This is a genomic window from Roseicella aerolata (assembly GCF_020523605.1).
In the GTDB taxonomy this organism is placed as follows: Bacteria; Pseudomonadota; Alphaproteobacteria; order Acetobacterales; family Acetobacteraceae; genus Paracraurococcus; species Paracraurococcus aerolatus.
On the sequence record NZ_JAJAQI010000048.1, the window covers coordinates 1 to 14,981 of the forward strand.

Annotated in this window: 14 protein-coding genes; 8 read left to right on the forward strand and 6 right to left on the reverse strand. The window is 73.2% G+C overall.

Translation table 11 applies throughout. The features are described from left to right. Positions 1 to 232 precede the first annotated feature (232 nt). Together LHA35_RS23065 and LHA35_RS23070 are read right to left on the reverse strand one after the other, a co-directional pair. The gene (locus tag LHA35_RS23065; protein ID WP_226612642.1) at positions 233 to 2,098 is read right to left on the reverse strand and encodes an ABC-F family ATP-binding cassette domain-containing protein; all 1,866 of its coding nucleotides are present in this window, start codon (positions 2,096 to 2,098) and stop codon (positions 233 to 235) included. 206 nt (positions 2,099 to 2,304) lie between these two features. Further along, positions 2,305 to 2,496: a hypothetical protein gene (locus LHA35_RS23070; protein ID WP_226612648.1), complete on the reverse strand. Its 192-nt coding sequence runs from the start codon at positions 2,494 to 2,496 to the stop codon at positions 2,305 to 2,307. A 100-nt stretch (positions 2,497 to 2,596) separates the two neighbouring features. Here LHA35_RS23070 and ndk point away from each other — a divergent pair, with 100 nt between their 5' ends. Next, positions 2,597 to 3,019, forward strand: coding sequence for a nucleoside-diphosphate kinase (gene ndk, locus LHA35_RS23075; protein WP_226612653.1), 423 nt, complete (start codon positions 2,597 to 2,599; stop codon positions 3,017 to 3,019). Positions 3,020 to 3,208: 189 nt separating this feature from the next. Further along, positions 3,209 to 4,180 (forward strand): Bug family tripartite tricarboxylate transporter substrate binding protein, encoded by a 972-nt coding sequence (locus LHA35_RS23080; protein WP_226612659.1) that lies wholly within the window; start codon positions 3,209 to 3,211, stop codon positions 4,178 to 4,180. Between the two features lie 299 nt (positions 4,181 to 4,479). Here the strand turns inward: LHA35_RS23080 and LHA35_RS23085 are convergent, their stop codons facing one another. Genes LHA35_RS23085 through purM form a run of 3 tightly spaced genes read right to left on the reverse strand, consistent with a single transcriptional unit; the run spans position 4,480 to position 6,448 of the window. Next, entirely contained in the window at positions 4,480 to 4,635 is a 156-nt protein-coding gene (locus LHA35_RS23085) for an aa3-type cytochrome c oxidase subunit IV (RefSeq protein ID WP_226612663.1), read from the reverse strand. Positions 4,636 to 4,646: 11 nt separating this feature from the next. Beyond that, a complete protein-coding gene (gene purN / locus LHA35_RS23090; RefSeq protein ID WP_226612673.1) occupies positions 4,647 to 5,339 on the reverse strand; it encodes a phosphoribosylglycinamide formyltransferase in 693 nt (230 codons plus the stop codon). Continuing rightward, complete coding sequence (purM, locus tag LHA35_RS23095; RefSeq protein WP_408902409.1) at positions 5,339 to 6,448, reverse strand: phosphoribosylformylglycinamidine cyclo-ligase; 1,110 nt, start codon at positions 6,446 to 6,448, stop codon at positions 5,339 to 5,341. Before purM ends, purN begins: the two co-directional genes overlap by 1 nt. Positions 6,449 to 6,693: 245 nt before the next feature. Between purM and LHA35_RS23100 the strand changes: the two genes are divergently transcribed. Genes LHA35_RS23100 through LHA35_RS23125 form a run of 6 tightly spaced genes read left to right on the forward strand, consistent with a single transcriptional unit; the run spans position 6,694 to position 13,756 of the window. After that, entirely contained in the window at positions 6,694 to 7,449 is a 756-nt protein-coding gene (locus LHA35_RS23100; RefSeq protein WP_226612681.1) for a hypothetical protein, read from the forward strand. Further along, complete coding sequence (locus LHA35_RS23105; protein WP_226612683.1) at positions 7,433 to 8,044, forward strand: CDP-alcohol phosphatidyltransferase family protein; 612 nt, start codon at positions 7,433 to 7,435, stop codon at positions 8,042 to 8,044. Before LHA35_RS23100 ends, LHA35_RS23105 begins: the two co-directional genes overlap by 17 nt. Further along, the gene (locus LHA35_RS23110) at positions 8,041 to 9,240 is read left to right on the forward strand and encodes an AI-2E family transporter (protein WP_226612685.1); all 1,200 of its coding nucleotides are present in this window, start codon (positions 8,041 to 8,043) and stop codon (positions 9,238 to 9,240) included. Before LHA35_RS23105 ends, LHA35_RS23110 begins: the two co-directional genes overlap by 4 nt. A gap of 5 nt (positions 9,241 to 9,245) precedes the next feature. Beyond that, on the forward strand, positions 9,246 to 10,019 hold the full coding sequence (locus tag LHA35_RS23115; RefSeq protein ID WP_226612688.1) for a P-loop NTPase family protein: 774 nt from the start codon (positions 9,246 to 9,248) through the stop codon (positions 10,017 to 10,019). A gap of 9 nt (positions 10,020 to 10,028) precedes the next feature. Further along, positions 10,029 to 12,227: an RNA degradosome polyphosphate kinase gene (locus LHA35_RS23120; protein ID WP_226612690.1), complete on the forward strand. Its 2,199-nt coding sequence runs from the start codon at positions 10,029 to 10,031 to the stop codon at positions 12,225 to 12,227. 5 nt (positions 12,228 to 12,232) lie between these two features. Continuing rightward, entirely contained in the window at positions 12,233 to 13,756 is a 1,524-nt protein-coding gene (locus LHA35_RS23125) for a Ppx/GppA phosphatase family protein (protein WP_264185745.1), read from the forward strand. A gap of 31 nt (positions 13,757 to 13,787) precedes the next feature. Here the strand turns inward: LHA35_RS23125 and rnd are convergent, their stop codons facing one another. Next, positions 13,788 to 14,966 carry a ribonuclease D gene (rnd, locus tag LHA35_RS23130; RefSeq protein WP_226612694.1) on the reverse strand — a complete coding sequence of 393 codons (1,179 nt, stop codon included), beginning with the start codon at positions 14,964 to 14,966 and terminating at the stop codon, positions 13,788 to 13,790. Between the last annotated feature and the right edge of the window lie 15 nt (positions 14,967 to 14,981).

The window sequence follows — 14,981 nt, forward strand, 5'->3', positions numbered from 1 at the left end:
AGGCCTGCCCACGACGCCACGCCATCGAAGCCTCCAGCCCAAGCTGGACACCTACGAATCACACCACCTCGCGCCGCAGCCAATCACAAGCCGATTCCAGCCAGGGCTACTCGGGTCTAGAACGGATTGCGTTCACCTGAACGCCCATCCGCTGTAGAGCGTTGTCCGTGGAGCAGATTCACGCTGCGGGGCGTTCACGCCCCTCCGCGGTCTGCTCGAGCCGGAGTTTGCTCTACGCCGCTTCCAGCTTCTCCTGCAGCTCCAGCCACTCCGTCTCCAGCGCCTCGACCTCCTTCGCGATTGCCGCGCGCCGGGCTGTCGCGCGGGTGATGAGCTCCGCATTGTTGTTGGCGTAGAGCCGCGGATCGGTCAGCGCGGTGTCGATCGTGCCGGCCTCCGCCTGCAGCCTGGCGAGCTGCGCCTCGACTTTCTTCAGCCTCTCGCGCAACGGCGCCAGCGCCGTGCGTGCCTCGGCCCGCTCGCGCCGCTCGTCGCGGCGTGTCGGCGCGGCCTCGGCCTTCGCCGCGGGGCGGGCGCGCTCGGCCAGCAGGGCGCGGTACTCGTCGAGGTCGCCATCGAAGGCGCGCGCCGTGCCGTCCGCCACCAGCCAGAGCCGGTCGGCCACCAACTCCACCAGATGCGGATCGTGGGTGATGAGCACCACGGCGCCGCCGAATTCGGCCAGCGCCTTCACCAGCGCCTCGCGCGCATCGATGTCGAGGTGGTTGGTCGGCTCGTCGAGGATCAGCAGGTGCGGCGCCTCCCGCGTGCAGAGCGCCAGCAGCAGCCGCGCCTTCTCGCCGCCGGAGCAGGAGGAGATCAGCGTTTCCGCCCGCTCCGCATCCAGCCCGAAGCGGGCGAGCTGGCTGCGGCACTGGGTCTCCGTCGCGCGCGGCAGCGCCGCCTGCATGTGGGAGAGGGGGGTGCCGCGCGGGTCCAGCTCCTCCGCCTGGTGCTGGGCGAAATAGCCGACCTTCAGCTTCGGCGCGCGGTGCATGTCGCCTGCCAGCAGGTCGAGCCGGCCGGCCAGCACCTTCGCCAGGGTGGACTTGCCGTTGCCATTGGCGCCGAGCAGCGCGATTCGGTCTTCCTGGTCCAGCCGCAGGTTCAGCCCCTGCAGCACCGGCCTGCCGTCATAGCCGGCGCTGCCGCGGCTGATGGAGAGTACCGGCGGGGGCAGGGCGGTCGGCTCGGGGAAGGCGAAGCGCGTCACCGTATCCTCGACCACCGCCTCGATCGGCGGCATGCGCTCCAGCGCCTTCAGGCGGGACTGCGCCTGGCGGGCCTTGGTGGCCTTGGCGCGGAAGCGATCCACGAAAGCCTGGATGCGGGCGCGCTCGGCGGTCAGCTTCTCATTCTGCGCCTGCTGCTGCGCCTGGCGTTCCGACCGGACGCGGACGAAATTCTCGAAGCCGCCGGGGTAGAGGGTGATCTTCGCGCGGTCGAGATGGGCGATGGCATCGACGCAGCGGTCCAGCAGCCCGCGATCGTGCGAGACCACGATGGCGGCACCAGGAAAACGCTGCAGCCAGCCTTCCAGCCACATCGTGGCCTCGAGGTCGAGATGGTTGGTCGGCTCGTCCAGCAGCAGCAGGTCGGGCTCCAGGAACAGCGCGCGGGCGAGGGCCACGCGCATCCGCCAGCCGCCGGAGAACTCCGCGATTGGCCGGGCCTGCGCCGTGGCGTCGAAGCCGAGGCCGGCCAGGATGGTGGCGGCGCGGGCCGGGGCGCTGTCCGCCCCGATGGCGATCAGCCGCTCATGGATCTCGGCCAGGCGGTGGGCGTCCGGGTGGGCCTCGAGTTCCTGGAGGAGCGCCGCGCGCTCGGTGTCGGCGGCCAGCACCGTCTCCAGCAGGCTGGCCGGGCCGCCCGGCGCTTCCTGCGCAACATGGCCGAGCCGGGCGCGGGCGGCGAGGCGGATCTCGCCGCCATCCGGGTGCAGGTCGCCCACGATGGCCTTCAGCAGGGTGGACTTGCCGGCGCCGTTGCGCCCGACCAGGCCGACCTTGCGGCCGGGGTCCACGATCAGGTCGGCGCCCTCCAGCAGGGCGCGGCCGGCGATGCGCAGCGTGAGGTCGCGGATGGAGAGGGCGGTCATGGCCGGCCTCTCCTAGAGCAGATCGCGGGCGGGCGGAAACGGCCGGGAGCGTGAATCTGCGCGTCAGGCCCGGTCCGGGCGGATCATGGGCATCCGGCACCGCCCGGATGCGCGACGCCAGCCGTCAGGCCCCGGCAGGCCAGGGATGAAGGGGGAGCCCCGGTGCCGCAGGCCGTTTCCGCGGCCCGGCTGCCTGGCGCGGCGCCTCAACTCGGCTGCTTCTCCGGATCGGCCTCCTCCGGACCGGGTTTCTCCTTCGGCCCGGCCGGCTCGCCGGTCCATTCATCCTCGATCAGGCCCTGCTGGCCGCTGACCAGGTCGACATCGGCCTGGCTCGGGGGGCGGGGGATGTAGCCCTGCCGGGGCGGGGGGTCCTCGCGGCGCTTGTCATCGGTCATGCCATGCCAACGCGCAGGGGGGGCGCCGGGTTGGGCTTGCATCCGCGGGGATCCCCGCCTATCCGGCGCGCGACTCCTCCCAACGCCAAAGGAACGCCCCATGGCCGTCGAGCGCACCCTCTCCATCCTCAAGCCGGACGCCACCCGCCGGAACCTGACCGGCAAGATCAACGCGAAGTTCGAGGAGGCGGGGCTCCGCATCGTCGCGCAGAAGCGCCTGCACCTGTCCGAGGCCCAGGCCGGCGCCTTCTATGCCGTGCACAAGGAGCGGCCCTTCTACAAGGACCTCGTCTCCTTCATGACCTCCGGCCCGGTGGTGGTGCAGGTGCTCGAGGGCGAGAACGCGGTGGCGAAGAACCGTGAGATCATGGGCGCCACCAACCCGGCCAATGCCGCCCCGGGCACCATCCGCAAGGAATTCGCCGAGAGCATCGAGGCGAACAGCGTGCACGGCTCGGACAGCGCCGAGAACGCCGCCATCGAGATCGCCTTCTTCTTCTCGGGCATCGAGATCGTCGGCTGAGGTCCCAGGCCGCGGGCCAGGCCGGCCCGCGCGCCACATCGTTTCGCACATCCGCGAGACAGCACCGCGCCTCCGTGCCCCGGCACGGAGGCGCTTCGCGTTCCGTGGCCCCCTTGATCAAAGGCGCCGCGCGCGGCAGGCTGGCCGAAACGGGGGAAATGCCGGTCCCAGCACAAGCCTGGAGACCGCATGCCCCTGTTCACCCGCCGCAGCCTGCTGGGCGCGGCTGCCAGCCTTCCCCTCGCCACCCCGGCGCTCGCCGCCTATCCGGACCGGCCGCTCCGCATCATCTCCGGCTTCGCCCCGGGTGGGCTGAACGACATCGTCAGCCGGGCCATGGCCCAGGCGCTGACCCCCGTGCTCGGCCAGCCCGTGGTGGTCGAGAACCGGGCGGGGGCCGGGGGCGGCGTCGGCGCCACCGCTGCGGCGCGCTCCGCCCCGGACGGCTACACGCTCTGGATGGGGATCGTCGATACCCAGGCGATCAACCCGTCCTCCTACCGGAACCTGCAATACGACCCGGAGCGGGACTTCGCCCCGATCAGCTTGGTCGCGCATTTCCCCTTCGGCGTGGTGGTCGGCCCCTCCCAGCCGCAGATCCGGGACTTCGAGGCGATGATCGCCGCCGCCAGGGCCGCGCCGGGCAAGCTCACCTTCGCCTCCTGGGGTGTCGCCAGCACCTCCCACCTCGCGATGGAGCGCATCCTGCGCGGCCGGGGCGTGGAGATGCTGCATGTCCCCTTCACCAGCCAGGCACCGGCGATGCAGGCCATCATGTCCGGGCAGATCGACTGCATGGCCATGCCAGCCGGCGGGGCGGAGACGCTGACGCGGGATGGCAGGACGCGCTGCGTCGCCGTCATCGCCCAGCGGCCGCTGGACATCCTGCCGGGCGCGCCGCCGGTCGCCAGCTTCGGCGTGGACCTGACCTCGGGGCTGTGGAAGGCGATCTACGCGCCGGCGAAGACCCCGCCCGCGGTGCTGGAGCGGATCAACGCGGCGGTGCGGGAGGCGATGAAGGCGCCCTCCTTCATCGAGGTGGTGCGCCAGCAGGGCGCGGTGCCGGAGCCCTCGACGCCGGAGGAACTGGCGGCGCTCGGCCGGCGGGAGAGGCAGGCCTGGGGCGCCGTGGTGCAGGCGACCGGGGCGATGGTGAACTGACGGAACGGGCGGGGGTGCGCCGCGCAGCGCGACCCTGCCCGGCACACCATGCCCACCCGCGGACCGGCTTCGGGCATGAGGGCGATTCGGCGCAGGCGGTCGCGCAGGGGGCACCGCTTGCGGGAAGGGCCTTCCTCTCCGCAGGCGGTCTCCGATCGGACCCGCAGGAGCCTGCCGGCGATCGGCCGCGCCGGACGGTCCGACGCGCGTCGGGCCATCCGGCCTGTTCGTTTGGATGATCCTGTTGCGCCGCCCGAGTGGGGCCACTCGGCCGTCTGTTGCTCAGGCGGCCGGCCCGGTCAGGCGACGAAGAGCAGCAGCGCCAGCAGCACGATGACGCTGATGGCGACACCCCAGGTCACGAACTGGGTGAAGCCCTCCCAACCGCGCTGCCGGTCGGCGAGGATGTCCTTCGCATCAGTCGCCGCGAAATCGTAGCTTTCCTTCTCGGCCACAGCCGCACCCCTCATCCGATCCGGTCTCCGGGTTTAGGAAGCGCGGACGGTTCCGGCAAGGGGTTGACCAGCGCGCCCGCGGCCGCCGGCGTGCCCTCGACCACCGCCTGCCCGGCCTCGAGCCGGACCTTGCCGGCCGCCAGCCAGGCGAGGGCGGCCGGGTAGATCCGGTGCTCCTGCTCCAGCACCCGCGCCGCCAGCGCCGCCGGCGTGTCGCCCGGCAGCACGGGCACCGCGGCCTGGATCAGGACCGGCCCCTCATCCACCCCGGCGCTGACCAGGTGCACGGTGCAGCCATGCAGCCGGACGCCGGCGGCGATCGCCCGCTCATGCGTGTCGAGCCCCGGAAAGGCGGGCAGCAGGGAGGGGTGGATGTTCACCAGCCGCCCCTCCCAGCGCGCGACGAAGCCCGGCGTCAGCACGCGCATGAAGCCGGCAAGCGCGATCAGCTCGATCCGGTGCTCCGCCAGCACCCGCTCCATCGCCGCCTCGAAGCCCGCCCGGTCGCCGCGGAAGCCGCGGCTCTCGACCACCGCGGTCGGCACGCCCGCCTCGGCCGCGCGGGCCAGCCCGCCGGCATCGGCGCGGTTGGACAGCACCAGCGCGATCTCGGCCGGGTAGGCCGGGTCGCGCGCCGCCGCCAGCAGCGCCGCCATGTTGGAGCCGCGGCCGGAGATCAGGATGGCCGTGCGGGTCCGCGCCATCAGCGCGGCCAGCCCGCCGGCAGGTTGTCGATGCGCAGGCCCGCCGGGCCGGAAGCGGCCTCCAGCCGGCCGATGCGGAAGACCTGCTCGCCCGCCGCCGCAAGCTGCGCCGCGGCCTGCTCCGCCGCCTCGGCCGCGACCACCACGACCATGCCGATGCCGCAGTTGAACACCCGCAGCATCTCATCCGCCGTGACATTGCCGGCCTGCGCCAGCCAGCCGAAGACCGGCGGCACCGGCCAGGCGGCGGCATCCACCACGGCGGAGACGCCCTCCGGCAGCACCCGCGGCAGGTTGCCGGGCAGGCCGCCGCCGGTGATGTGCGCCGCCGCCTTCAGCAGCCCGGCGCGGTGCAGCGCCAGCAGCGGCTTCACATAGATCCGGGTCGGCGCCAGCAGCGCCTCGCCGAGGCTCTGCCCGGCGGCGAAGGGCGCCGGATCGGCCAGCGTCAGCCCCGCCGCCGCGACCACCCGCCGCACCAGGGAGAAGCCGTTGGAATGCACGCCGGCCGAGCCGAGGCCGAGCAGCACATCGCCGGGCCCGACATCCTTCGGCAGCAGCGCGCCACGCTCGGCGGCGCCGACCGAGAAGCCGGCGAGGTCGTAATCCTCGGCGGCGTACATCCCGGGCATCTCGGCGGTCTCGCCGCCGACCAGGGCGCAGCCGGCCTGCCGGCAGCCCTCGGCGATGCCGGAGATCACGGCCCTGGCCTGATCCAGCTTCAGCTTCCCGGTGGCGAAGTAGTCGAGGAAGAACAGCGGCTCCGCGCCCTGCACCACCAGGTCGTTCACGCACATGGCGACGAGGTCGATGCCGACCGTGGCATGCTGCCCGGCATCGATCGCGACCCGCAGCTTGGTGCCGACGCCGTCGGTCGAGGAGACGAGGACGGGATCCTGCAGCCCGGCCGCCTTCAGGTCGAAGAGCGCGCCGAAGCCGCCCAGGCCGCCCATGGTGCCGGCGCGGCTGGTGGACTTCGCCAGCGGCTTGATGGCCTCGACCAGCGCGTCACCGGCCTCGATGTCCACGCCGGCCTCGCGGTAGGTCAGGCTCCCCGGCGGCACGGTCTTGGACGCGATCTCGGGCGTGATCTTGGGGGAACTGGTCAGGGCGGCCTCCGATCGGCTAAGGGGGTTGCGGCGGCGTCACGGCCGTGGTCGCCGCGCCCTACGCGCGCCGCGCGCCCGAGTCCAGAGATGCCATGCCGGGGCCGGCATTGCCGCGCGCCGCCAGCTTGGCCGCGCGGGGCGGTAACGGTCCAGTGCAACCTCCGCGGTATGCTGCCGGCGCCGCCGGGGTGTCCCGCGGGCAGCGCAGCGTGGCCGGCACGACCCGGCCGGAGCAGGAGGGGCCGATGGCGGGATTCCTGAGGGGCTTGGCGCAGCGCCCGGCCATGCTGGCCGCCGCGGCCGGCCTCGCCTGGGTGCTGGCCCTGCCGGCGGCGGCGCAACTCCTCCCGCCGCCCGCCGCGCCGGCCGCGGTGGCGGAGGCGCCGGCGCTCAACCTCACCCAGCGCGGCGTCCCGGCCGAGGCGACCGCCGAGAACGGCGTCCTTGCGCGTGAGCGGGCGCTCGCCGCCGGCCGCCGCGCCGCCTTCCAGCAGATGGCCGCGGAGGCGGGGATCACCGCCCCGAACCTGTCGGATTCGCAGATCGAGGACATGGTGAGCTCGATCGTCATCGAGCAGGAGCGCACCTCGCCCACCCGCTACAGCGGCCGCATCACGGTGAATTTCAACGCCGGCCGGGTGCGCTCGGCGCTCGGCGGCCGGGTGCCCGGCCTGCCGCCGGTGGCCGGCGCGCCCGGCGCGCCCGGCACGCCTTCGGCGCCTGGCGCGGGCGGCCCGGCCTCGAATTGGGTGGAGGCCGTCGCCACCTACCGCAGCATGGGTGAATGGCTTGAGCTGATGCGGCGCCTGAAGGGCGCGGGGCCCGTCGCCTCGGTCGATATCCGGGCGATCGCGGTGGATGCGGCGCGGCTGCGGCTGGGGCTGCGGGCGCCGACCGAGATCGCGGCCGGGGACCTCGCCGGGCTTGGCGTCGCGCTGGTGCCGGCGGCCGGGATGCGGCCAGGGGAATCCTGGCGCCTGGGCCTTGCCGGGACCTTCTGACCCGCGCCGGGAGGGCGAGGGGACCGAGGCCGCGCCGCCCGCCGTCCTGCTCACCCTGCCCAACCTGATCACGCTGGCGCGGATCTGCGCCGTGCCGGCGACCATCTGGCTCATCCTGCAGCACCGCCTGGACTGGGCCTTCCTGGTCTTCGTCGGCGCCGGCATCTCGGACGGCGTGGATGGCTGGCTGGCGCGGGTGCTGAACGCCCGCAGCGCGCTCGGCGCCATGCTCGACCCGGTGGCGGACAAGGCGCTGCTCGTCTCGGTCTATGTGGCGCTGGCCGCCATCGGCGTGCTGCCGGACTGGCTGGCGATCCTGGTGGTGTTCCGGGACATGGTGATCGTGGGCGGCGTTCTGGTCTTCTGGGTGCTCGGCCAGCCGCAGACGATCAGGCCGCTCTTCGTCTCCAAGCTGAACACCGTGCTGCAGATCGGCCTCGCCGCGCTCGCCCTGCTGCTGGCGGGCTTCGGCCTCTCGGCGCATGGGCTGCTGACCGCGATGATCTGGGCGGTGGCGGCGACGACGCTCGGCTCGGGCGCCGCCTATGTCGCCGCCACGCTGCGCCGCCCGCGCGCGGGGGCTGGCGGGCCGTGAAGCTGCTGCCGCCCGAGCGGGTGCCGGCCCGCCCGTCCACCGCGGAGCCGCCGGCCTCCCGGCCGCGCGCCGAGCCGCCGGGCCCGGCCCTGCCGGCACGGCCGAACGGCCAGGCGCGCGTCGCCACGCGCGGGCAGCGCATCGCGCTCTTCGCCGGGCTGGTGGCGGCGCTGCTGCTCGGGCTCTGGATCTTCTCGCCGATCCTGACGCCCTTCGTGCTGGCGGCGGTGATCGCCTATTTCCTCGACCCGGTGGCGACGCGGCTGACCCGCATCGGCGTGCCGCGCGGCCTCGCCGCCCTGCTGCTGATCTTCGCCCTGGTCGCCTTCGCCCTGCTGGTCCTGCTGCTGCTCTACCCGCTGCTGATCGCGCAGGTCGGCATCCTGCTGCAGCGCCTGCCGAGCTACGTCCTCGGCGTCAGCCAGGCGGTGCGGGATGCGATGACGGCCCTGGCGGAGCGGCTGGGGCCGGAGATCTTCGACAACCGCCTGCAGGACCTCGCGGTCGGCCAGGCGGGGGCGATCATCTCCTATCTCGGCACCTCCGCCGCCCGGCTGATCGGCGGCGGCGTCGCGCTGTTCAACGTCTTCACCTATGTCACCGTCACGCCGGTGGTCGGCTTCTACCTGCTGCGCGACTGGCCGCGCATGCTGGTCCGCATCGATGCTTGGCTGCCGCGTCGCTCCGCCGCCACGCTCCGCCAGCTTGCGCGGGATACCGACCGGGTGCTCTCGGCCTGGCTGCGCGGCCAGCTCCTCTGCTGCGCGCTGCTCGCCATCTACTACGCCGCGGCGCTCTCGGCCCTGCAGCTGGAGCTTGGCCTGACCGTCGGGCTGATGGCCGGCATCCTTTCCTTCATCCCCTATATCGGCTCCATCACCGGGCTGATCGCGGCGCTCGCCCTGGCCCTGGCGCAGTTCGGCACCTGGAATTGGGTGCTGGCCGTGCTGGCCGTCTTCGTCACCGGGCAGGTGGTGGAGGGCTACATCATCTACCCGCGCCTGCTCGGGGACCGGGTGGAGCTGCACGCCGTCTGGGTGATCTTCGCGCTCTTCGCCGGCGGCGTCGCCTTCGGCTTCCTCGGCGTGCTGCTGGCCGTGCCACTGGCCGCCGTCATCGGTGTGATCGCGCGCTACTGGCTGCGCCGCTACCTGGAAAGCCCGCTCTACCTCGACCCGCCGCGCACGGGGCTCTGATGGCCATGGCCGCGGCATCCTCCGGCCGGCAGCTCGCCCTGCCGCTGCCCATCGCCGCCTCCTTCGACCTCGCGGAGCTGCTGGAGGATGCCAGCAATGCCGCGGCGCTCGCCTGGCTGCGCCGGCCGGATTCCTGGCCGGGCGGGCGGCTCGCGCTCTTCGGCCAGGCGGCGACCGGCAAGACGCACATGCTGCGTGGCTTCGCCGCCGCGCGCGGCTGGCCGGTGCTGGACGGGCTCTCGGTGCGCGGCTGGCCGGCGGTGCCGCCGGGCGAGGGACTCGCGCTCGACGATGCCGATTGCGCGCCGGAGGAGGTGGCGCTGCTGCACCTGCTGAATCTCTGCGCCGAGCGCGGCCAGAAGCTGCTGCTCGCGGGGCGGGAGGCGCCGGCGCGCTGGGCGGTGACGCTGCCCGACCTGCGCAGCCGGCTGCGCGCCATGACGGCGGTGGCGGTGCTGCCGCCCGGCGATGCGCTGCTGGCCGCGCTGCTGCGCCGGCATTTCCTGCTCCGCCAGCTCCGGGTGGAGCGCGGCGTGCAGGACTGGCTGCTGGCGCGCCTGCCGCGGGAGGCGGCGGCGATCGCCGAGGCAGCCGCGCGGCTCGACCGTGCGGCGCTGGCCGCCGGCGGGCGGGTGACCCGGGCGCTGGCGCGGGAGGCGCTGGCGGAGCTGCCCGGCTTCGGCCCAGGGGGAGAGGATGGGGCGGAGGATGGCGCCGAGGATGACGATTCGATGGCGCTTCGAGAAGCCGACTGCCCGGAAGGCCCGACCCTGCTGTAGGCTCGGCGCATGTCGCTCGCCCAGATCCTGCCGCCGGCCGAGCCCGCGGCCGTCCCCGCCATCGCGCTCGACGATCCGGCGCGCTTCATCAACCGCGAGCTTTCCTGGCTCGACTTCAACACGCGGGTGCTGGAGGAGGCGGCCAATCCCAAGCACCCGCTGCTGGAGCGGCTGCGCTTCGTCGCCATCTCGGCCTCCAACCTCGACGAATTCTATTCCGTCCGTGTCGCCGGCCTGATCGGGCAGGAACGCGCGGGCATCGCCACCCTGTCGCCCGATGGCCGCACGCCCTCCCAGCAGCTCGCCGCGATCCATGCCCGCGCCAAGGACCTGATCGAGGGCCAGCAGCGCGAATGGCGCGGGCTCTGCGCCCAGCTCGCGGAGGCGGGCCTGGCGCTGACCGGCGCGGAGGCGCTGAGCGGCGCCGATCGCGACTGGCTGGGGAACTGGTTCATGGACCGGGTCTTCCCGGTGCTCACGCCGCTCGCGGTCGATCCGGCGCATCCCTTCCCCTTCATCACCAACCTTTCGCTCTGCATGGTGCTGAAGCTGGTGCGGGAGGAGGATGGCGGCACCATGCGGGCGCTGCTGCCCCTGCCGCCGCAGATCGAGCGCTTCATCCGCCTGCCCGCCGCCGAGGGCAGCAGCGCGATCCGCTTCGTGCAGCTCGAGGATGTCATCACCCTCTCGCTCGGGCGGCTCTTCCCCGGCTTCATCCCGGCCGAGCAGGGGCTGTTCCGGCTGATCCGCGACACCGACGTGGAGTTCGAGGAGGAGGCCGAGGACCTGGTGCGGTCCTACGAGACGGCGCTGAAGCGCCGCCGCCGCGGCCGGCCGATCCACCTGACGGTGACCGCCGCCACGCCCTCCGACATGGTGGATTTCGTGGCGGAGGAGCTGGATGCGGACCGCAACGGCGTCGTCGTGGTGGACGGGCTGCTCGGCATCGCCGACCTCAAGCAGCTCATCATCGACGACCGGCCGGACCTGCTCTTCACCCCCTACACGCCGCGCTTCCCCGAGCGGATCCTGGATTTCGGCGGCGACTGCTTCGCCGCCATCCGCGCCAAGGACATCGTCGTCCACCACCCCTATGAGAGCTTCGACGTGGTGGTGCAGTTCCTGCGCCAGGCGGCGCGCGACCCGAATGTCGTCGCCATCAAGCAGACGCTCTATCGCACCAGCCGCGAGAGCCCGATCGCCCGCGCCCTGATCGAGGCGGCCGAGGCGGGCAAGAGCGTGACCGGCGTGGTCGAGATCAAGGCGCGCTTCGACGAGGAACGCAACATCGCCCTGGCGCGGGAGCTGGAGGCGGCCGGCGTGCAGGTGGTCTTCGGCTTCGTCGATCTGAAGACCCATGCCAAGGTCTCGCTGGTGGTGCGCAAGGAAGGCAGCGGGCTGCGTTCCTACGCGCATTTCGGCACGGGCAACTACCACCCCGTCACCGCGCGCATCTACACCGACCTGTCCTTCTTCACCGCCGACCCGGCGCTGACGCGCGATGCCAGCAAGCTGTTCAACTACATGACCGGCTATGCGAGGCCGGAGACGATGGACTCGCTAGCCTTCTCCCCGCTCACCATCCGCCCGACGCTGCTCGGCCTGATCGAGCAGGAGATCCGCTTCGCGCAGGAAGGCAAGCCGGCCGGCATCTGGCTGAAGATGAACAGCCTGGTCGATGCCCAGCTGATCGACGCGCTCTACCGGGCCAGCCGGGCCGGGGTGAAGGTGGATTGCGTGGTGCGCGGCATCTGCTGCCTGCGGCCGGGCGTGCCCGGCCTCTCCGACCATATTCGCGTCAAGTCGATCGTCGGGCGGTTCCTGGAACACTCCAGGATCATCGCTTTCGGCAACGGCCACCGCCTCCCCTCCCGCCGCGCGCGGGTGTACATGTCCTCCGCCGACTGGATGGCGCGGAACATGGACTGGCGCGTGGAGACCCTGGTGCCGGTGGAGAATCCCACCGTGCATGCCCAGATCCTCGACCAGATCATGGTGGTGAACCTGAAGGACACCGCCCAGAGCTGGGAATTGCAGCCGGGCGGGGACTGGAAAAGGATCGCTCCCGGTGCGCAACCCGTGTCGGCCCATGAGTATTTCATGACGAACCCCTCCCTCTCAGGCCGGGGCAGCGCGTTGCGGCGGTCGGCCCAGGGGACGTCGCAGGCCGCGCGCCGCTCCAGGCCGGACCGGGTCGCACAGGACTGAGGCGCTTGGACACACCCGTACGTCTTTGGCAGGGCGGCCCGGCCGCGGCCGCCAGCCCCGCCCGCAGCGGGATCGTCGATCTCGGCTCCAACTCCGTGCGCCTGGTGGTGTTCGAGGGGCTGGGGCGGAACCCGCAGGCGATCTTCAACGAGAAGGCCGTGCTCGGCCTGGGGCGCGGGCTGCAGGCCAGCGGCCGGCTGAACGAGGAGGCGATCGGCGCGGCGCTGACCGTCCTCTCCCGCTACCATGCCGTGGCGCGCGCCATGCGGGCGGACCCGCTGGAGGTGCTGGCGACCGCCGCGGTGCGGGATGCCAGCAACGGCCCGGCCTTCGTCGCGGCGCTGGAGGCGCGGATGCCGGACGTGCCGATCCGCATCCTGACCGGGGAGCGGGAGGCGGAGCTCTCCGCCGCCGGCGTGCTGCTCGGCTTCCCGCGGGCGGATGGCATCCTGGGCGATCTCGGCGGCGGCAGCCTGGAACTGGTGCGGCTGGAGCGCGGGCGGCCCAGCCGGGCCGTCTCCCTCCCGCTCGGCGTCATCCGGCTGGCGGAGCGGGCGGGCGGTGACGTGGTGCGGGCGCGGGCGACCTGCGAGCAGGAGCTGGGCCGGGTCCCCTGGCTCGCCGAGGGCAGCGGGCGCGACCTCTATCTGGTCGGCGGCGCCTGGCGGGCGCTGGCGCGGATGCACATCGCGCAGACCGGCTACCCGCTGGCGATCGTCCATCACTACGTGCTGCGGCGGGAGGAGGCGCGCGACCTCGCCGGCGTCGTCATGGCGGCCTCCCGCCGGGTGCTGGAGCGGATGCCGGGCGCGCCGCAGAAGCGGCTGGGCGACCTGCCCTTCGCCGCCGTCGCGCTGCGCCGGCTGCTGCGGGCGACCGGCGCCGGGCGGGTGGTCTTCTCCGCCAACGGGCTGCGGGAAGGCTGGTATGCCGGCCTGCTGCCGGAGGCGGTGCGGGAGAGCGACCCGCTGCTGGCCGCGGCGCATGAGCTGGCGCTGCGCTGGGGCCGCGACCCCGGCCTGCCGCCGGCGCTGCTGGCCTGGACGGACCCGGTCTTCGCCGAGCAGGACGGCCCCGCCCGGGCGCTGCGGGAAGCGGCCTGCTGGCTGTCGGATATCGGCAGCCACGACCACCCGGAATACCGCGCCGAGCAGGCCTTCCTGCGCATCCTGCGCCAGCATGGCGTCGGCCTCGACCACCATGCCCGCGCCTTCCTCGCCCTGGTGGCGGCGCTGCGCTACGAGGCCGAGCCGAACGCGCCCTATCTGGCGCCCACCAGGGCCCTGCTGGATGTGCCGACCATCCGCCGGGCGGAGGCGCTGGGGGCGGCGCTGCGGCTGGCCTACACCCTCTGCGGCGGCACCCCCGACCTGCTGGCCGGCACCTTCCTCGCCCGCCAGGGCGGCCGGTTGGTGCTGCGGCTCGCCAGCGGCACCGGCGTCTTCGCGGGGGAGAGCGTGCAGCGCCGGGTGGAGGCGCTGGGCGCGGCGCTCGGGCTGGAGGCGATGGTGGAGTGCGAGGGGGGGTGAGCGGGAGGCCGGCCCCTGCCGGCCCGCCGCCTCAGCCCGCCTTGATCAGCTTCACCCGCCGGCCATCGACGCCGAGCGCCAGCCGCCCGGATTTCAGCGCCAGCGCCGCCTCCCCGAAGACCTCCCGCCGCCAGCCATGCAGGGCGGGGAGGTCCGGGCTGGACTCGGTCGCCAGCCGGTCGAGGTCGTCGCTGCTGGCGAGCAGCTTGGGCGCGACATGGTGCTCCTCGCTCTTGGCGGCCAGCAGCACCTTCAGCAGCGCGACCAGCGCGGGGGAGGGGGAGGCGCCGCCGCGCTCCTTCGGCGGCTCCGGCAGGGCGCTGTCGGGCTGCGTCCTGGCCTCCTTGATCGCGGCCAGCAGCCCGGCGCCGCTGCGGCCCTTGGCGAAGCCTTCCGAGATGCCGCGCGCCCGCGCCAGGTCGGCCGGGGTCTCCGGCATGGTGGCGGCCAGCTCCAGCAGGGTCTCGTCCTTCACCAGGCGCTGGCGGGGGATGTTGATGCGCTGCGCCTCCCGCTCCCGCCAGGCCGCCAGCGCCTTCAGCATGCCGAGGAAGCGGCGGTTGCTGGTGCGGGGCTTCAGGCGCTCCCAGGCATTCTCCGGCTCGGTCCGGTAGGTGGAGGGCTCCTGCAGCGCGGCCATCTCCTCGGCCACCCATTCGAGCCGCCCTTCCCGCTCCAGCCGGTTGCGCAGGCCGGTATAGATCCGGCGGAGATGGGTCACATCCGCCGCGGCATAGGCGATCTGGGAGGCGGAGAGGGGCCGCGCCGACCAGTCGCTGAACCGGTGGGCCTTGTCGATCTGCGCCCCGGCCAGCGACCGGGCGAGGCCGTCATAGCTCACTTGGTCGCCGAAGCCGGCCACCATGGCGGCGACCTGGGTGTCGAAGAGCGGGGTCGGGACGGCATCGAATTTGAGCAGGAAGATCTCGATATCCTGCCTGGCGGCATGGAAGACCTTGGTGACCTTCGGGTCGGCCAGCAGGGCGCCGAGCGGGGCGAGGTCCATCCCCTCGGCCAGGGCGTCCACCACCGCCACCTCATGGTCGCCGGCCAGCTGGACCACGCAGAGCTCGGGCCAATAGGTCCGCTCCCGCATGAATTCGGTATCGACGGTGACGAATTCCTCGCCCCGCAGGCGCTCGCAGAGGGCGGCCAGGTCTTCGGCGGTGGTGACGAGGGCAGGGGTTTCGGCGGGCGGGCGACGGCTCATCCCCCGCTTCTACTG

Excerpts from the sequence above, each read along its gene's own strand:
- LHA35_RS23065 (WP_226612642.1), bottom strand. The coding sequence starts at position 2,098 with ATGACCGCCCTCTCCATCCGCGACCTCACGCTGCGCATCGCCGGCCGC.
- LHA35_RS23070 (WP_226612648.1), bottom strand. The coding sequence starts at position 2,496 with ATGACCGATGACAAGCGCCGCGAGGACCCCCCGCCCCGGCAGGGCTAC.
- ndk (WP_226612653.1), top strand. The coding sequence starts at position 2,597 with ATGGCCGTCGAGCGCACCCTCTCCATCCTCAAGCCGGACGCCACCCGC.
- LHA35_RS23080 (WP_226612659.1), top strand. The coding sequence starts at position 3,209 with ATGCCCCTGTTCACCCGCCGCAGCCTGCTGGGCGCGGCTGCCAGCCTT.
- purN (WP_226612673.1), bottom strand. The coding sequence starts at position 5,339 with ATGGCGCGGACCCGCACGGCCATCCTGATCTCCGGCCGCGGCTCCAAC.
- LHA35_RS23100 (WP_226612681.1), top strand. The coding sequence starts at position 6,694 with ATGGCGGGATTCCTGAGGGGCTTGGCGCAGCGCCCGGCCATGCTGGCC.
- LHA35_RS23115 (WP_226612688.1), top strand. The coding sequence starts at position 9,246 with ATGGCCGCGGCATCCTCCGGCCGGCAGCTCGCCCTGCCGCTGCCCATC.
- LHA35_RS23120 (WP_226612690.1), top strand. The coding sequence starts at position 10,029 with ATGTCGCTCGCCCAGATCCTGCCGCCGGCCGAGCCCGCGGCCGTCCCC.
- rnd (WP_226612694.1), bottom strand. The coding sequence starts at position 14,966 with ATGAGCCGTCGCCCGCCCGCCGAAACCCCTGCCCTCGTCACCACCGCC.